Raw genomic sequence first — 15,841 nt, 5'->3', positions numbered from 1 at the left:
GATGCGTGTCCCCACTGTCCTGCGCCGACGGCCCGGACGGCTCCCGCTGGTGCCGACGCTCGTCGTCGCGCTCCTGGTCGTGGCAGCCGTCGCCGCCGCTGCCTGGTACGGCGACCATCGCGCCGGCCAGCGCGACCGGGCCGTTCGCCAGGCCCTGGCCACCGCGCCCGCCGCCGCAAAGGCGATCTTCTCGTACGACTACCGCACCTTCGACGACAGCGTCGCCAACGGACGGACCTTCGCCACCGGCGACTTCGCCGACGAGTACGCCCGGACCACCGCGACGCTCAAGGAGACCGCGACCAAGCAGCAGGCGGTGGTCCTGGCCGAGGTCTCCGCTACCGGGGTGGTCACCTCAGACACCGACCGGGTGGAACTGCTCGTCTACCTCAACCAGTACCGGCGCAACGTCAGCACGGCGGGGGAGAAGGTCGACCAGAACCGGGTCGTGCTCACCATGGTCCCGGTCGGCGGGGAATGGAAGGTCGTCAAGGCGACAGCGATCTGACGCCGCCCAGGCGGGACGGTCGACCATTTGCCCGCACCTGATACATCCGGCGGCGTATTCGTGACGAGGACCAGATGGGCCGAAAGGTGAAACCGGTCTGCCTGTGCGCACGCTGTTCATTTGTGTCGTAGGCACGCCGCACCCGGCAGCCTGCTCACCGAGCGGGTGGGCCGGGGCCAGCGGACGGTCCTGCTGACCCTCAAGTGGACGTTCAGCGGGGTCGGCGCGACGAAGGAGACGGCCACGGTCAACATCATCGAGCCGTCGCCGGTGCAGGCCGGCGCCGAGGTCAGCTACCGCTGCCGCCGAGGCTGACCGGGTTTCCCGGTCACCGTGTTCGGGTAGGTCCCTCGCTGACCGACCTGAACACGTGTGTGGAGGCCCTTCGATGAAAGACAACTTCGGGGACGCGGTGGGCGACGCGTTCCGTTCGGTGATGCTGTTCCTGCCCAAGGCCGTCGCCTTCATCGCGATCCTGGTGGTCGGCTGGCTGATCGCCAAGGCCGTGCTGAAGCTCGTGGACAAGATCCTGGAACGGGTGCACTTCGACAAGGCCGTCGAGCGCGGCGGCATCAAGACCGCCCTGGCCCGGTCGAAGTACGACGCCAGCGACATCGTCGCGAAGCTGGCCTACTACGGGGTGCTGCTGGTGACCCTCCAGCTCGCCTTCGGCATCTGGGGCCCCAACCCGATCTCCGACCTGATCGCCGGCGTCATCGCCTGGCTGCCCCGGGCGTTCGTCGCCATCGTCATCGTGGTGGTGGCCGCCGCGATCGCCAAGGCGGTCAAGGACATCATCTCCAGCGCCCTCGGCGGCCTGTCCTACGGCCGGATCCTCGCCAACATCGCCTCGGTGTTCATCCTGGGTCTGGGCGTCATCGCCGCGCTGAACCAGATCGGCGTGGCCACCGCGGTGACCACCCCGGTGCTGATCGCGGTGCTCGCGACCGTCGGCGGCATCCTCGTGGTGGGCGTCGGCGGCGGCCTGGTCCGGCCGATGCAGAGCCGCTGGGAGAACTGGCTGACCCGCGCCGAGCAGGAGTCGCAGACGATCGCCACGCACGCCCGGGGGTACCAGGCCGGCCGGCGTGACGTCGAGGCCCGGCTGAGCCAGCCGGTCACCCCGTACGCGGAGGCCGAGCTGACCCAGCCGGTCACCCGGGACGGCGACGCCGACCGCACCCAGCCGGTCGCCCCGCACGGCGCGGCGGAGCCCACGCAGGCGACCACCCCGCGGCAGCCCACCGCCGAGCAGGCGGTGGACAACGAGTCCACGATGGTCATCCCGCAGGCGGACGTGCAGAAGTTCCGCCGCTGACCGTCCGCACGCGCACCGGGGTGGGGCCCAGCCGGGTCCCACCCCGAAGCGTGTTCGGGGCCGACCCGAGGGGCGTTAGCCTGAGCGTCATGACCTGGCGATGTTGATGCTGCGCTAGAGGCCGTGGCCGCGGGCCGCCGCGGACGCCGTACGTCCGGTGTCCGTTCCGTCCCCGTGGGAAGGCCTCATGATCATCTCTCCTGCGCGCGTACCCGCGATCCGCCGGCTGGCGGGCACGCTCTACGGCTACGCGTTCCTCACCGACCTCGTCCTGCTCTACCCGGTGTACGTGCTGCTGTTCAGCGACACCGGCCTGTCGGTCGGGCAGATCTCCTCGCTCTTCGTGCTCTGGTCGGCCACCGGCATCGTCCTGGAGGTGCCCTCCGGGGCGTGGGCCGACGCGGTGTCCCGGCGGCTGCTGCTGGTCCTGGCGCCCCTGCTGCCCGCCGCCGGTTTCGCCTGCTGGGTGCTCGCCCCGTCCTACCCGGCGTTCGCCGTCGGCTTCCTGCTCTGGGGCGCCGGCGGGGCACTGCGCTCCGGGGCGCTGGAGGCGCTGGTCTTCACCGAACTCGACCGGCTCGGCGCCAGCGACCGGTACGCCCGCGTGATGGGCCGGGCGCGTACCGCCGAGGTGCTGGGCGCGGCGGGCTCCGGGGCGCTGGCGTGGCCGGTCCTCGCGGTCGGCGGCTACCCGGGGGTGGGCGCGGCCAGCGTCCTCGCCTGCCTGCTCGCCGCCGCCGTCGCGACCCTGTTCCCCGAGCACCGACCGGCGCGGCCCGCCGAGTCCCCGACGGGTCCCGGGCCGGCCGCGGCCGAGCGGCGGGGCCAGCCGGACGGCGACGCCGACCTGGGGTGGCTGGCCACCCTGCGCGCCGGGCTGGCCGAGGCCCGCGCCGACCGCGCGGTACGCGCCGCCCTGCTGCTCGTCCCGGCGGTGACCGCGATCTGGGGCGGCCTCGACGAGTACACCGGCCTGCTGGCGCGGGACACCGGCGTCGCGGACGCGGCGGTGCCGCTGCTGCTCCTGCTGCTGTGGGCCGGGATGACCGCCGGCGGCCTGCTCGCCCCGGCGGGGGAGCGGCTGACCACCCGCGGGTACGCCGGCCTGCTGGTGCTCGCCGCGTCGGCGCTGGCGGCGGGTGCCCTGGTCGGCCGCCCGGCGGGCTTCCTGCTGCTCGCGGTCGCCTTCGCCGCGTTCCAACTCGCCACGGTGCTCGCCGACGTGCGCCTGCAGGCCCGGATCACCGGTCCGAGCCGGGCTACGGTCACCTCGGTGGCCGGGATGGCGACGGACCTGACCATCATCGCGTTCTACGGCGGGTACGCCGTGGTGGCCGGGGCGGCCGGCAACGCGGTGGCCTTCGCGCTGGCCGCCCTGCCGTATCTGGCGGTGGCGGGCCGGCTGGTCTGCTCCCGCCCCTCGCGAGCCCGGCCGGCGGCTGGCAAATCGGTGGTTACCGGGTGAAGCCGTCTCATCCTGACTACCGTATGGGCGGAGGCGATGCCGGTGACGATGGAAGCAGAGCGCACCCTGGGCGCGGAGGAGCTCACCGAGCTGGGCGAGCTTGCCGCCCAGCTCCGGGTGGACGCGATCCGCTGCAGCACCAAAGCCGGGTCGGGGCACCCGACCTCCAGCCTGTCCGCCGCCGATCTGCTCGCGGTGCTGATCTCCCGGCACCTGCGGTACCAGTGGACGGACCCGCACTGTCGCGCCAACGACCACCTGATCTTCTCCAAGGGCCACGCCTCGCCGCTGCTGTACGCGGTCTTCAAGGCGGCGGGTGCGATCACCGACCAGGAGCTGATCGAGACCTACCGCCAGTTCGGGTCGCGCCTGCAGGGGCACCCCACGCCGGTCCTGCCCTGGGTCGACGTGGCCACCGGCTCGCTCGGTCAGGGCCTGCCCGTCGGGGTGGGGATCGCGCTCGCCGGCCGGCACCTCGACCACCTGCCGTTCCACGTGTGGGCGCTGTGCGGGGACAGCGAGATGGCCGAGGGTTCCATCTGGGAGGCGCTGGACAAGGCCGGCCACTACGGGCTGCGCAACCTGACCGCGATCGTCGACATCAACCGGTTCGGGCAGCGCGGCCCGACCGAGCTGGAATGGGACCTGGACACCTACCGCCGCCGGGTCGAGGCGTTCGGCTGCCAGGCGCTGGTGGTCGACGGTCACGACCTGGTCGCGATCGACGAGGCGTTCGGCCGGGCCCGGCAGGCCACCGGCCCCACGGTGGTGCTCGCCCGGACGGTCAAGGGCAAGGGGGTGCCGGAGGTCGAGAACCAGCCGGGATGGCACGGCAAGCCGCTGAAGCCGGAGCTCGCCGAGCGCGCCGTCGCCGCGCTCGGCGGCGTGCGTCAGATCCGCGTCGCGACGCCGCGGCCCGAGCCCGTCCCGGCCGCCGCCGCCCCGACCGGCGAGCCGCCCACCATGCCGCGGTACGACAAGGGGGCGATGGTGGCCACCCGGAACGCGTACGGCGACGCGCTGCGCGCGCTGGGTTCACGGCCGGACGTGGTGGCCCTGGACGGCGAGGTCAGCGACTCCACCCGCGCCGACAAGTTCGCCGAGGCGTACCCCGACCGGTTCTTCGAGATGTTCATCTCCGAGCAGCAACTGGTCGCCGCCGCGGTCGGGCTCCAGGTACGCGGCTACCGGCCGTTCGCCGCGACCTTCGCGGCGTTCCTCTCCCGCGCCTACGACTTCATCCGGATGGCCGGCATCTCCCAGGCCGACATCGCCCTGTCCGGGTCCCACTCGGGCGTGGAGATCGGAGCGGACGGCCCGTCGCAGATGGGGCTGGAGGACCTGGCGGCCCTGCGCGCCGTGCAGGGGTCGACGGTGCTGTATCCCAGCGACGCGGTGTCCTGCGCCGCCCTCGTCGCCCAGATGGTCGACCGCAAGGGGGTCAACTACCTGCGCACCACCCGAGGCAAGTACCCGGTGCTCTACGACAACGAGGACGCCTTCCCGGTGGGCGGCAGCAAGCTGCTCCGCGGCGGCGACGACGACGACATCACGCTGATCGGCGCCGGGGTGACGGTGCACAACTGCCTCGCCGCCGCCGACGAGTTGGCGCGCGAGGGGATCAAGGCCCGGGTCATCGACCTGTACTCGGTCAAGCCGCTGGACCGGGACCGGTTGCTCGACGCCGTCCGGGCCACCGGCGGTCGGCTGCTGGTGGTCGAGGACCACTATCCGGAGGGCGGCCTGGGGTCGGCGGTCCTCGAGTCCCTGGCCGACATCCCCGAGCCGGTGCGGGTGACGCACCTGGCGGTGCGCGGCCTACCCAGCTCCGGCACCCCGACCCAACTGATGGAACAGGCCGGGATCGGGGTGCGCGCCATCGTCGCGGCGGCGCGCGCCGCGGAGGCCCCGGGCCGCTGACGCGGCGGGCGCCGTTTCACTCCCGGGTGCGCGGGTAGACGCAGCATTCGCGGCAGGAGGGGGTCCGAGGTGAAGTACGCGGAGTTCATCCAGTCGGTGGCGACGCGACCGAAGATGGCACCGACGCTGGCCGAGCCGATCACCCGTGCCACGCTCGCGACGCTGGCGGAGCGGCTCAGTGGCGGCCAGGCACGGGATCTCGCCGCGCAGCTTCCCGAGGAGCTGCGGGGCGACCTACGCAAACCCGACGAGAACGCCGAACCGTTCGAGCTCCCCGAATTCTTCGAGCGGGTGCAGCAACGCGCCGCGGTGGATCTCCAGACGGCGAACGCCGGGGTGTGCGCCGTGCTGGACACGCTGCGGGACGCGGTCAGCGCGAAGGAGTACGAGGACTCCGTCGCCCAGTTGCCGAAGGAGTTCTGGCAGCTGACGAGTCCGCCGACGACCCGGCTCGAACCACGCCGGGTGGGCACGTAGGCCGCGGCCGGGTCACCCTTGCAGCCGGATCTCGGCGGGCTCGCGGTCGCTGCGCAGCCCCTTCCAGGAGGGGTGGCGCAGCCGGCGGTCGGGGGTCCAGGACCGGAAGGCGACGTCCCCGACCAGGACCGGGTCGACCCAGACGGCGTGGCGGGCGTGTTCGCGTGGCACCGGCGAGGCGAACGGCGGGTCCGGGCGGCGCAGCGGCTCCAGCCGGTGGTCCAGATCGCGCAGCACGGTCTGGGTGAAGCCGGTGCCGACGTGGCCGATGTAGGTCAACCTGTCCCGCTCGTCGTACATGCCGAGCAGCAGGGAGCCGATGGTGCCGGCCCGCCGACCGGCGCCGGGTTTGTAGCCGCCCACGATGACCTCGACGGTGTCGTTGAGTGGCACCTTGACCCACGCCGGCGAGCGGCGCCCGGGCTCGTACGACGAGCCGAGCTGCTTGGCCACGACCCCTTCCAGGCCGAGGTCGGCCGCCGCGGTGGACAGGTCCCGGCCGGCGTCGCCGGTCCAGTGCGGCGGCGTGTCGACGCTCTGCCCGCTGAGCCCCAGCTCCTGCAGCGCCGTGCGACGTTCGGCGTACGGCAGGCGGGTGAGGTCCCGACCGTCGAGGTGCAGCAGGTCGAACAGGTACAGCCGGACCGGCGTGGCGGAGACCAGCGCGGCGCTCGGCGCGCGGACGTGCATCCGGTGTTGCAGTGCCGAGAAGCTGGGCCGGCCCTTGGCGTCGAGCGCCACGATCTCCCCGTCGAGCACCGCCCGCCGCCCGGGCAGCAGCTGGGCGAGTTCGTCCAGCTCCGGGTACGCCCGGGTGACGTCGCGGTCGTTGCGGCTGAGCAGGCGTACCCCGTCGTCGACGTAGGCGATCGCGCGCACGCCGTCCCACTTGAACTCGTACGCCCAGCCGGGCCCGCTGGGCAGCGCGCCACTGGACGCCAGCATCGGCGGCACGAGATCCGGCATCCTGGCACCCACGCCTCGATCATGACCAACCGCGGGCGGGGAAACGCCGCTTTCCGGGCATTCCCCTCCTGCGCGGGCGGCTCGAACGCGGGGGGCCGCTCGTTTGCGGCCGGTGGCCGCGGGTAGCCACGCTGTCTCCGGGACGGGAAGGACGAAGCATGGCTGAGCTGGAGTTCTTCGAGAAGGTGGCCGCCCGGGCGGGCGTTCCGCCGGAGACGGCGCAATCCCTGACCGAGGCCACCCTGCGGACCCTCGCCGAGCGGATCAGCGGCGGCCAGGCGGCGGACCTGGCCGACCACGTGGCGCACGAGCTGCGCCCGTTCGTGGCCAGGGCCCGCCCCGAGGAGCCGCAGACCTTCGCGTACGACGAGTTCCTGCGCCGGGTGGCGGCGCGCGCGGGGGTGGCGGACGACGTCGCCGAGCGAGGCGCCCGGGCCGTCCTGCAGACCCTGCACCGGGTGGTCGGACACAAGGAATTCGAGGAGACGATGTCGGAGTTGCCCGCCAAGATCCAGGCCCTGGCCCAGCCCGTGCCCCGCGGGGCCTGACCCGGACGCACGTCCTCCGGCCGGCGCGCGGCGTGACTGCGACCGGCAAGACTCCGCTCGGGGCAGGGTGACGCCCCCGGGCCGAGCGCCGGATCGACGCCCGGGCACGTCAAGCCCGGTGCGTCATCGCCGCGGGCGGAAGTAGTTCTTGATCGCGTACGCGGTGACCTGCGCACCGATCTTTGCGCCCTCGACGTCGGCGGTGCGGGTGTGGATGCCGCCCCAGATGCGGGCCTCGATGACCTCGGCGGTGGCCTGCGAGAAGCTGCCGAAGTACCGGGTGGTGCCCGAGGCTTCGCTGAACGCGCTGAACGGGATGTCGTCCCGGCCGAAGAAGTGCCTCAGCGCCGACATGCTCGCCGCGGTGAAGCAGGTGTGCCCGGAGGTGAAGTCCGGGTGCGGCGGCGTGACGAGGAGCGGCATCCAGTGCGGATCGGCCTCGGTGGACGGGTTGCCGTCGGTGTCGGCCAGCTGTATCGCGGTGACCGGCCGCCAGGACGTCCAGGCGCCCTTCTCGTTGTAGCAGGCGGTCGTGGCGTCGGCCTCGGCGAGATCGACCAGCGCGAACATCCGCGCCGTCTGCAGGGTGTTCAGCCGCTGGGTCGTGGCGAGCTGGCGCTTGATCTCCCACTCGCCCAGGTGCCGGTCGTGCCACCAGATCGCGGCCTGCCTCTGGTCCACGGTGCGGATGGTGCTGTTGACCGCGCCGATCGCCTTGACCTCGGTGAAGTCGCGGGCGTACTGGTCGCTGGTGAGCGCCGGCGGGCCGGACGAGCGGAACATCGACGCGCTGGGGATGAGGAACGGCTTGAGGTTCCCCACCCAGGCGCCGTCGTTGGCGTTGGTCGGCGGAGTGGGCCGCCACTGGCCGGGCTCGGTGCCGACCGGCCAGAGCGGGTCGCCGAACGCCCCGTCGTGCTGCCGGGCGCTGATCATCGCGGCGGCGGTCCGGCTGCCCACGGAGATCCCGCGTTGCTTCGCGATGCCGTTGCGGACCGTGGCCAGCCACTCGTCGTACTGCGTCTGCAGCCGCGCCTGCTGGTCCGGGAACAAGGAGCTGAGCACCCGGAAGGCCGCGGTTCCGACCGCCGCGTCCACCGACTCCCTGCCGTTGGTGGGCGGCGCGATCAGGTACGGCTGGTAAGGCCGTCCAGCGATGGCGTTGACCGCGTCGTAGACGGCCCCGTGCACCATCGCGAAGCTGCGCGCCTGGACCTGCGGCTGCTGGCCCGCCACCTCCCAGATCGCGGTTTGCGCGTTACGGTCCCAGACAATGACGGCATTGGCGGGTGTGTTGTCCGCTGCGGATGCGGGGGAGGTGGCCGCGACCGGCGATGCGACGGCGAGGATACCGGCGACGGCCGCGCAGACGACCTTTCGGCGGAGGCGAACCTGACGTGTCATGATGCACCCCTTACGGGCAATCCGGCGGGTGATTGCTCCATTGACGTGAGTGGCTGCAATGGGCAACCTACCGTGCCGCCCACGCATGCCATACCGGCCGAAGGGACTGCGCGACTCCACTTCGGACGATGGACGCCGGATCGAGTCAGGCGGGCCGGGGGATCTCGTGGTACGTGACCGACGAGAAGATGCAGATGAGAGTTGCCGCCCGCGCAGCGGACCGTTCCACAACGAATCCAGCGTTCAGCCGGGCAGGTGGGTGCCGCCGCCGACGGTGCGCCGGGCGGTGCTCATCGGGCCGCCCCCGGCGACTCCAGGAGCTCCTTGAGGACGGCGAGCCGCTCCCGCCAGTACGCCTTGAGCCGGTGCGCCTCCTGCGTCGTCACCACATGCTCCCTGTGAGCACCGGGAGGGAGGTGAGGCGCAGGGCGGCGCCGAGCAAGGCCTACGCCCTCGACCGCCGCGTGGCGGAGGTCAGCTCACCGGCCGGGTTCGCCGGTCTGCTCCCACATCGACTTCATCTCGTCGAACGCCTGCTCCATGATCCGCACCATGGCCTCCCGGGCCCGCTCGCCGTCCCGCCGCTGGATGGCCTGGGCGACGTCGGCGTGCAGTTGCAGGGCCTGCTCGTGGGGGTAGTGCGGCATCAGGTGGTAGTGATGCCGGCCGGTGAGCACCTCGGCGACGAGTTCCTGCAGCTTCGCGAACATCTCGTTGCCGGAGGCCACCAGCACCCGCCGGTGGAACTCGATGTCCAGGCTGAGGAAGCGTCCCTCGTCGCCGGCCTTCCCGGCGGCCCACATCTTGGCCGCGAGCCCGACCAGCTCGCTCGCCTCGTCGTGGCCGACCCGGCCGGCGGCCAGCCAGGCGGCGTGCGGCTCGATCGCGGTCCGCAGCTCGGTGATCGAGCGGAGCTGCCCCATCCGGCCCGCGGAGGCGAGGCGCCAGCGGATCACCTGCGGATCGAAGACGTTCCACGCCTCGGCCGGTCGGATCATGACCCCGACCCGACGCCGGGTCTCGACGAATCCCATGGACGCGAGCACCCGCAGAACCTCGCGGATCACCGAGCGGGAGACCGCGTACCGCTCGACCAGGTCGTCGATGTTGAGGACGGAGCCGGCGGCCACCTCGCCGCCACAGATGGCGGTGCCGAGGTGGTCGAGTACGCGGGCGTGCAGCCCGGCCTCGGCAGGGGCGTGCTGGGCGGGTGCGACCCCTGGAGAGGACTGATCCACGCTTCGGAGCATATCAGTTAGAGATCACCTCTTGAATAAGTCGGCTTTTTGGGCCTAGCATCCCGTCGTTAAGCGGACGTTACAACGAAGTGGCGCTCCTCCCCCGGGTGGCGGCCACGACAGAAGGAGATGGACGTGCGGCGTCGATCGATATTCGGTACTTCTCTGGCTGTGGTTGCCGCCATGGGCCTGTCCGCCTGCGGCGGCGGTGGCGACGACAGCGCAGCGTCCAAGACGGTCCGGGTGACCCTGGCCAACCACGTCTGGACGGAGAACATCAAGCAGGCCCTGCCCGAGTTCGAGAAGCAGACCGGGCTCAAGGTCGAGATCACCCAGCTCGGCGAGGACCAGCTCTCCGACCAGTACAACGTGAAGCTGAACGCCGGCTCGTCCGACATCGACGTGATGATGTACCGCCCCCTCCAGGAGGGGAAGCTGTTCGCCAAGAACAAGTACCTCGCCGACCTGTCGGAGCAGGTGAAGTCCAACAAGGACTGGGACTTCGCCGACTTCCAGGCCGGACCGGTGGAGGCCACCTCGTACGAGGGCAAGCCGGTCGGCGTCCCGATCATCACCGAGCAGGAGGTCCTCTACTACCGCAAGGACCTGCTCGCCAAGGCCGGCCTGAGCGCCCCGCCGAAGACCCTCGACGAGCTCAAGGCCGCCGCCGCCAAGATCCAGGCCGCCCAGCCGGGCGTCGCGGGCTTCGTCGCCCGGACCGGCAAGTCGCCGGCCGTCACCCAGTTCTCCAGCTTCCTCTACAGCTTCGGCGGTGACTTCGTCGACGGCAGCGGCAAGGCCACCGTCAGCAGCGACGCCGCCAAGCAGGCGTACGCCTACTACGGCGGGCTGATCAAGGATCACGGCCCGGCCAATGTCAGCACCGACATGAGCTGGCCCGAGGCGATGGCCATCTTCACCCAGGGCAAGGCGGCCTTCTACACCGAGGCCGACTCGCTCTACAAGAACGCCACCGACCCGGCCAAGTCCAAGGTGGCCGACACCGTCGGCTTCGCGCCGTTCCCGGCCGGCCCGGCCGGCTCGAAGCCGTACAACGTCCCGTCCTGGGCGCTGGGCGTCAACGACAGCTCGGAGAACAAGGGCAACGCCTGGAAGTTCATCGAGTGGGCCACCGGCAAGCAGCAGACGCTCGCCCAGCAGAAGTCCGGCGTGCCGAGTGCCCGTACCTCCGTCTGGGCTAACCCGGAGGGCACCGCGACCTACCCGAAGGACCTGGTCGAGGCCATCGCCGCCAGCACCAAGGAGGGCGTGGGCCACGACCGGCCGCTGGTCGTGAAGGTCGCCGAGGCCCGCGAGATCGTCGGTCAGCCGATCGTCGACGCGATCGCCGGCAAGGACGCCGCGGCCGCAGCCGACACGGCGAACACCGCGTTCCAGAAGTTCCTGGACGACGAGGCCAAGTAAGCCGCGCGCGGGTGGTGGGGCCGGTCGGCCCCACCACCCGCGTCACCCCGTCGGCCCGCCCACCCCCGGAGATCCCATGGCAACAGTCACCACCCCCGCCCGAGCGACCGGCGGCGCCTCGGAAACGCCCGACACGCCCGGCTGGGCGCGCTGGGCCAACGAGCACCGCAAGTGGCTCTTCGCCGCGCCGGCGATGATCTTCGTCGCCGCGCTGATCGTCTTCCCGCTCGCCTGGACCGGCTACCTCAGCCTCACCGACGCCGAGGGCTCCGTCCGCGCCGAGAGCGAGTTCGTCGGCTTCCGCAACTACCTCGACGTGCTGTCGGACACCGAGCGGTTCTGGCCCGCCGTCGGGCGGACCGCCACGTTCACCGTCGTCGCGCTGCTCTTCGAGGTCGTGCTCGGCATGGCGGTCGCGCTGCTGCTGTGGCGGCCGTTCAAGGGGCAGAAGTGGGTCCGGGTGGCCATCCTGATGCCGCTGGTCGCCACCCCGGTCGCCGTCGGCATGATGTGGCGGCTCATCTTCGACCCCAACATCGGCCTGGCCAACCAGGTGCTCGGCTGGGTCGGCATCGGACCGCAGCCGTGGCTCGCCGGCCAGCACTCCGCGCTGCCCACCACCATCTTCATCGACGTCTGGCAGTGGACGCCGATGGTGGTGCTGATCCTGCTCGCCGGGCTCACCTCGCTCTCCGACGAGCCGCAGGAGGCGGCCCGGATCGACGGTGCCAGCACCTGGCAGCGCTTCCGGCACGTCACCCTGCCGCTGCTGATGCCCACGGTGATCGTGGCGATCCTGCTGCGCGGCATCGACGCGCTGAAGACCTTCGACATCCTCTACGCCACCAAGGGTCGCGGCGGCGGTTCCTTCCACGAGGTGGAGACGCTCAACGTGTACGCCTACGGCCTCAGCTTCGACTACAACGAGTACGGCGTCTCCTCGACCGTCCTCATCATCTTCTTCCTGATCATCATCGGGTCGATGTGGGCGCTGACCGCCCGCCGCAAGGAGGCGCACCGATGAAGCCCCGTCCCGCGTACCGGGTGTTCCGGGTGGTGGCGCTCGCCGTCGTGGTGCTGTCGCTGCTCGCGCCGCTGCTCTGGATGGTCGCCGCGTCGTTCAAGACCAATGTCGACATCTACGACACCGGCAAGGCGCTGGTCTTCTCGCCCACCACGGACAACTACGTCACCGTGCTCAAGCAGGCGAACTACGTCCAGTTCATCGGCAACAGCCTGTGGGTGGCCTTCGCCGCGACGGTGGCGTCGCTGCTCCTGGGCGTGCCGGCCGCGTACTCGATGAGCCGGTTCAACATGCGCAAGTCCGCGCTGGTGGTGCTGATGGCCCGGGTCATCCCGGGCGTCTCGCTGCTGGTGCCCTGGTACTACGTCTTCTCCAACCTGAAGATGGTCGGCGGCTTCGGCGTGCTGATCCTCAGCCACATGTTCGTGTCGCTGCCGCTGGTCGTCTACATCATGATGGGCTACTTCGACGGCCTGCCGGAGGAGCTGGAGGAGGCGGCGCTGGTCGACGGGCTGACCCACATCGGCGCGTTCCGGCGGATCACGCTGCCGCTGTCGGTGCCCGGCATCGCCACCGCCGGCATCCTGTCCTTCATCTTCTCCTGGAACAACTTCATGTTCGCCCTGGTGCTCTCCGGCGCCGACACCAAGACCCTGCCCGTGGCGATCTTCGACTTCGTCGGCTACGCCAGCATCGACTGGGGCGGGCTGATGGCCGCCGCCACCGTGGTCACCCTGCCGATCATGCTGATCGCCCTGTTCGTGCAGAAGTACGTGGTCTCCGGGCTCACCGCCGGCGCGACGAAGGGCTGAACAGACCATGACGACGATCGCGCGCATCGAGACCTTCCTCGTCGCACCCCGGTGGCTCTTCGTCCGCGTCGAGACCTCCGCCGGGATCGTCGGCTGGGGCGAGGCCACCTGCGAGGGGCGTTCCGAGACCGTCCGCACCGCCGTCGAGCAGCTCAGCGAGCTGCTGATCGGCCGGGACGCGCTGCGGATCGAGGACCACTGGCAGGTCATGACGAAGGCCTCGTTCTACCGGGGCGGCCCGATCCTGGCCAGCGCCGTGTCCGGCCTCGACCAGGCCCTCTGGGACATCGCCGGCAAGCACTTCGGCGCCCCCGTGCACCAGCTGCTCGGCGGCCCGGTCCGGGACCGGATCCGGGTGTACGGCTGGGTCGGCGGCGACGAGCCGAGCGAGGTCCGCGACCACATCGCCGCCCAGGTCGAGGCGGGACTGACCGCGGTCAAGATGAACGCCTCCGGCCGGATGAGCCCGATCGCCTCGGTGGCCGAGCTCGACGGGGTGGTCGCCCGGGTGGCCGCCGCCCGCGAGGTGCTCGGCGACGACCGGGACGTCGCCGTCGACTTCCACGGCCGGTTCACCCTGGCCAACGCCCGCCGGGTGGCGCCGCTGCTGGAGCCGTACCGGCCGCTGTTCCTGGAGGAGCCGGTCGTCCCGGAGAACTCCCACCTGATCGGCGACTTCGTCCGGTCGACCACCACGCCGGTGTCCACGGGGGAGCGGCTCTACAGCCGGCAGGAGTTCCTGCCCGTCCTCCAGGCCGGCATCGCGGTCGCCCAGCCGGACCTCTCGCACGCCGGCGGCATCACCGAGGTACGCAAGATCGCCGCACTGGCCGAGGTGTACGACGTCCAGCTCGCCCCGCACTGCCCGCTCGGGCCGATCGCTCTCGCGGCCTGCCTGCAGGTCGGCTTCGCCACGCCGAACTACCTGATCCAGGAACAGAGCATCGGCATCCACTACAACCTCGGCGCCGAGGTGCTCGACTACTGCCTCGACAAGACCCCGCTGACCTTCGTCGACGGGTACGTCGAGCGGCTCACCGCGCCCGGTCTGGGCATCGAGATCGACGAGCAGGCGGTGCGGTCGGCGGACAAGCGCGGTCACGCCTGGCGCAGCCCGATGTTCCGACACCTCGACGGCTCCTACGCGGAATGGTGATCATGACCCTCGACCTCACCGCCGAACTCGCCGCCACCCGCCTGTTGGCGGTCATCCGCGGCACCGACACCGCCGCCGCCGTCGCCACCGGCACCGCCCTGCTCGCCGAGGGCGTCCGGGTGGTGGAGGTGGCGCTGACCACGCCGGGCGCGCTCGACGCCATCGCGGCGATCCGGGCGGCGGCCCCGGCCGGCTCGCTGGTCGGCGCCGGCACGGTGCTCACCCCGGCCGCCGTCGCCGACGTGGCCGCCGCCGGGGCGCAGTTCGTGGTCACCCCGGCCGTGGTCGACTCGATCCCCGAGGCGGTCCGCCGGGGGCTGCCGGTCGCCGCCGGGGCGCTCACCCCGACGGAGGCGTACGCCGCCGTCCGGGCCGGGGCCGCCGCCGTCAAGCTCTTCCCGGCGTCGGTCGGCGGGCCGGCGTACCTGAAGGCGCTGCGCGACCCGTTCCCGGACATCCCGTTCGTCGCGGTCGGCGGGGTGGGTCTCGCCGAGCTGCCCGGCTACCTCGCCGCCGGCGCGATCGCCGTCGGCGTCGGCGGCCCGCTGGTCGGCGACGCCGCCTCCGGCGGCGACCTCGACGCGCTGCGGGAGCGGGCCCGGGCCTACGTCGCCGCCACGTCATGACCGCCGTCGACCTGCTCACCTTCGGCGAGGCGCTGGTGTCGCTGCGGTCCGCCGGGCCCCTCGCGGCCGGTGGCGCCCTGACCATGCACCTCGCCGGGGCCGAGTCCAACGTGGCGATCGGCCTGGCCCGGCTCGGCCACCGGGCCGCCTGGGCCGGCCGGGTCAGCGACGACGAGCTCGGCGGGTACGTGCTGCGCCAACTGCGCGCCGAGGGGGTGGGTGTCGACCACGTCACCCGGGACCCGGAGCGCCCGGCCGGGCTGATGTTCCTGGAACGGCGTACCGCCGACCTGACCCGGGTGCGCTACCACCGGGCCGGCTCGGCCGGCTCCGCCCTGGGCGTCGAGGACCTGCGCCCGGCCCTCGCGGCCGGCACCCGGGTGCTGCACCTGACCGGCATCACCCCGGCGCTGTCCGACAGCGCCCGCGAGGCCACCCGCTGGGCGGCCGAGACCGCGTCCCGGGCCGGGGCGCTGGTCTGCCTCGACGTCAACCACCGGGCGAGGCTGTGGCGCCGGGACGACGCCCGCGTCGTGCTCACCCCCCTCGCCGGGCACGCCTCGGTCGTGGTCGCCTCCGCCGACGAGCTGGACCTCGTCGGCGAACCGGGCGCGGCCGAGGAGACCGTGGTGGCCGGTCTGCTGGCCCGGGGCGTGGCGACCGTGCTGGTCAAGCTCGGCGGCGACGGCGCCCGCGCGTACACCGCCGACGGGGTCCGGCACGCCGGGGCGTTGCCGGTCACCGCGGTGGACACCGTCGGCGCGGGTGACGCGTTCACCGCCGGCTACCTCTCCGGGCACCTCGACGGGCTCGACCTGGCCGGACGGCTGCGCCGCGCGGTCACCCTCGGCGCCTTCGTCGTCGCCGGGCACGGCGACTGGGAGGCCCTGCCGCGCCGCGACGAACTGTCCCTCCTGGACGACCTGCAGCCCGGCAGCACCCTTCGCTAAGCAT

The 15,841-nt window shown here is 72.1% G+C and carries 16 protein-coding genes; 13 read left to right on the top strand and 3 right to left on the bottom strand.

Going from position 1 to position 15,841, the window contains the following annotated elements; genetic code table 11:
• Nucleotide 1 precedes the first annotated feature (1 nt).
• The 6 genes from ACFOYX_RS32665 (at nucleotide 2) to ACFOYX_RS32640 (ending at nucleotide 5,688) form a co-directional block, all read left to right on the top strand.
• A complete protein-coding gene (locus ACFOYX_RS32665; protein ID WP_322438643.1) occupies nucleotides 2-508 on the top strand; it encodes a hypothetical protein in 507 nt (168 codons plus the stop codon).
• Nucleotides 509-628: 120 nt separating this feature from the next.
• On the top strand, nucleotides 629-823 hold the full coding sequence (locus tag ACFOYX_RS32660; RefSeq protein WP_322438642.1) for a hypothetical protein: 195 nt from the start codon (nucleotides 629-631) through the stop codon (nucleotides 821-823).
• A gap of 73 nt (nucleotides 824-896) precedes the next feature.
• Complete coding sequence (locus ACFOYX_RS32655; protein WP_322438641.1) at nucleotides 897-1,826, top strand: hypothetical protein; 930 nt, start codon at nucleotides 897-899, stop codon at nucleotides 1,824-1,826.
• 187 nt (nucleotides 1,827-2,013) lie between these two features.
• Nucleotides 2,014-3,291 (top strand): MFS transporter, encoded by a 1,278-nt coding sequence (locus ACFOYX_RS32650; RefSeq protein ID WP_322438640.1) that lies wholly within the window; start codon nucleotides 2,014-2,016, stop codon nucleotides 3,289-3,291.
• Nucleotides 3,292-3,339: 48 nt separating this feature from the next.
• Complete coding sequence (locus ACFOYX_RS32645) at nucleotides 3,340-5,211, top strand: transketolase (RefSeq protein WP_322438826.1); 1,872 nt, start codon at nucleotides 3,340-3,342, stop codon at nucleotides 5,209-5,211.
• 69 nt (nucleotides 5,212-5,280) lie between these two features.
• Nucleotides 5,281-5,688 (top strand): DUF2267 domain-containing protein, encoded by a 408-nt coding sequence (locus ACFOYX_RS32640; protein WP_322438639.1) that lies wholly within the window; start codon nucleotides 5,281-5,283, stop codon nucleotides 5,686-5,688.
• 12 nt (nucleotides 5,689-5,700) lie between these two features.
• On the opposite strand, the gene ligD is transcribed toward ACFOYX_RS32640, so the two are convergent.
• Complete coding sequence (gene ligD / locus ACFOYX_RS32635; RefSeq protein ID WP_377534692.1) at nucleotides 5,701-6,666, bottom strand: non-homologous end-joining DNA ligase; 966 nt, start codon at nucleotides 6,664-6,666, stop codon at nucleotides 5,701-5,703.
• 146 nt (nucleotides 6,667-6,812) lie between these two features.
• Here ligD and ACFOYX_RS32630 point away from each other — a divergent pair, with 146 nt between their 5' ends.
• Entirely contained in the window at nucleotides 6,813-7,202 is a 390-nt protein-coding gene (locus tag ACFOYX_RS32630; RefSeq protein ID WP_109800568.1) for a DUF2267 domain-containing protein, read from the top strand.
• A gap of 123 nt (nucleotides 7,203-7,325) precedes the next feature.
• On the opposite strand, the gene ACFOYX_RS32625 is transcribed toward ACFOYX_RS32630, so the two are convergent.
• Nucleotides 7,326-8,606, bottom strand: a complete 1,281-nt coding sequence (locus ACFOYX_RS32625) for a phosphatase PAP2 family protein (protein WP_322438638.1) — start codon at nucleotides 8,604-8,606, stop codon at nucleotides 7,326-7,328.
• A gap of 479 nt (nucleotides 8,607-9,085) precedes the next feature.
• On the bottom strand, nucleotides 9,086-9,844 hold the full coding sequence (locus ACFOYX_RS32620) for a FadR/GntR family transcriptional regulator (protein ID WP_236647351.1): 759 nt from the start codon (nucleotides 9,842-9,844) through the stop codon (nucleotides 9,086-9,088).
• 183 nt (nucleotides 9,845-10,027) lie between these two features.
• Here ACFOYX_RS32620 and ACFOYX_RS32615 point away from each other — a divergent pair, with 183 nt between their 5' ends.
• From ACFOYX_RS32615 to ACFOYX_RS32590, 6 genes are all read left to right on the top strand, one after another.
• Nucleotides 10,028-11,269: a sugar ABC transporter substrate-binding protein gene (locus tag ACFOYX_RS32615; RefSeq protein WP_236647352.1), complete on the top strand. Its 1,242-nt coding sequence runs from the start codon at nucleotides 10,028-10,030 to the stop codon at nucleotides 11,267-11,269.
• Nucleotides 11,270-11,345: 76 nt separating this feature from the next.
• The gene (locus tag ACFOYX_RS32610; RefSeq protein WP_201750041.1) at nucleotides 11,346-12,293 is read left to right on the top strand and encodes a carbohydrate ABC transporter permease; all 948 of its coding nucleotides are present in this window, start codon (nucleotides 11,346-11,348) and stop codon (nucleotides 12,291-12,293) included.
• Nucleotides 12,290-13,105, top strand: a complete 816-nt coding sequence (locus tag ACFOYX_RS32605) for a carbohydrate ABC transporter permease (protein WP_109805875.1) — start codon at nucleotides 12,290-12,292, stop codon at nucleotides 13,103-13,105. The genes ACFOYX_RS32610 and ACFOYX_RS32605 overlap by 4 nt, the downstream gene beginning before the upstream one ends.
• Before the next feature lie 7 nt (nucleotides 13,106-13,112).
• Nucleotides 13,113-14,261: a galactonate dehydratase gene (gene dgoD / locus ACFOYX_RS32600; RefSeq protein WP_109805876.1), complete on the top strand. Its 1,149-nt coding sequence runs from the start codon at nucleotides 13,113-13,115 to the stop codon at nucleotides 14,259-14,261.
• A 2-nt stretch (nucleotides 14,262-14,263) separates the two neighbouring features.
• Entirely contained in the window at nucleotides 14,264-14,887 is a 624-nt protein-coding gene (locus ACFOYX_RS32595) for a bifunctional 4-hydroxy-2-oxoglutarate aldolase/2-dehydro-3-deoxy-phosphogluconate aldolase (RefSeq protein WP_322438636.1), read from the top strand.
• Nucleotides 14,884-15,837, top strand: coding sequence for a sugar kinase (locus ACFOYX_RS32590; RefSeq protein WP_322438635.1), 954 nt, complete (start codon nucleotides 14,884-14,886; stop codon nucleotides 15,835-15,837). Before ACFOYX_RS32595 ends, ACFOYX_RS32590 begins: the two co-directional genes overlap by 4 nt.
• Nucleotides 15,838-15,841 lie beyond the last annotated feature (4 nt).

The sequence above is a fragment of the Micromonospora sp. GCM10011541 genome (assembly GCF_042650725.1).
GTDB lineage: Bacteria > Actinomycetota > Actinomycetes > Mycobacteriales > Micromonosporaceae > Micromonospora > Micromonospora sicca.
This window is presented reverse-complemented; position numbering and strand designations above follow the sequence as displayed.

Coding starts and splice junctions, on each gene's coding strand:
- ACFOYX_RS32665 (WP_322438643.1), top strand. CDS start 2: ATGCGTGTCCCCACTGTCCTGCGCCGACGGCCCGGACGGCTCCCGCTG.
- ACFOYX_RS32655 (WP_322438641.1), top strand. CDS start 897: ATGAAAGACAACTTCGGGGACGCGGTGGGCGACGCGTTCCGTTCGGTG.
- ACFOYX_RS32650 (WP_322438640.1), top strand. CDS start 2,014: ATGATCATCTCTCCTGCGCGCGTACCCGCGATCCGCCGGCTGGCGGGC.
- ACFOYX_RS32645 (WP_322438826.1), top strand. CDS start 3,340: ATGGAAGCAGAGCGCACCCTGGGCGCGGAGGAGCTCACCGAGCTGGGC.
- ACFOYX_RS32630 (WP_109800568.1), top strand. CDS start 6,813: ATGGCTGAGCTGGAGTTCTTCGAGAAGGTGGCCGCCCGGGCGGGCGTT.
- ACFOYX_RS32625 (WP_322438638.1), bottom strand. CDS start 8,606: ATGACACGTCAGGTTCGCCTCCGCCGAAAGGTCGTCTGCGCGGCCGTC.
- ACFOYX_RS32615 (WP_236647352.1), top strand. CDS start 10,028: ATGGGCCTGTCCGCCTGCGGCGGCGGTGGCGACGACAGCGCAGCGTCC.
- ACFOYX_RS32610 (WP_201750041.1), top strand. CDS start 11,346: ATGGCAACAGTCACCACCCCCGCCCGAGCGACCGGCGGCGCCTCGGAA.
- ACFOYX_RS32605 (WP_109805875.1), top strand. CDS start 12,290: ATGAAGCCCCGTCCCGCGTACCGGGTGTTCCGGGTGGTGGCGCTCGCC.
- dgoD (WP_109805876.1), top strand. CDS start 13,113: ATGACGACGATCGCGCGCATCGAGACCTTCCTCGTCGCACCCCGGTGG.
- ACFOYX_RS32595 (WP_322438636.1), top strand. CDS start 14,264: ATGACCCTCGACCTCACCGCCGAACTCGCCGCCACCCGCCTGTTGGCG.
- ACFOYX_RS32590 (WP_322438635.1), top strand. CDS start 14,884: ATGACCGCCGTCGACCTGCTCACCTTCGGCGAGGCGCTGGTGTCGCTG.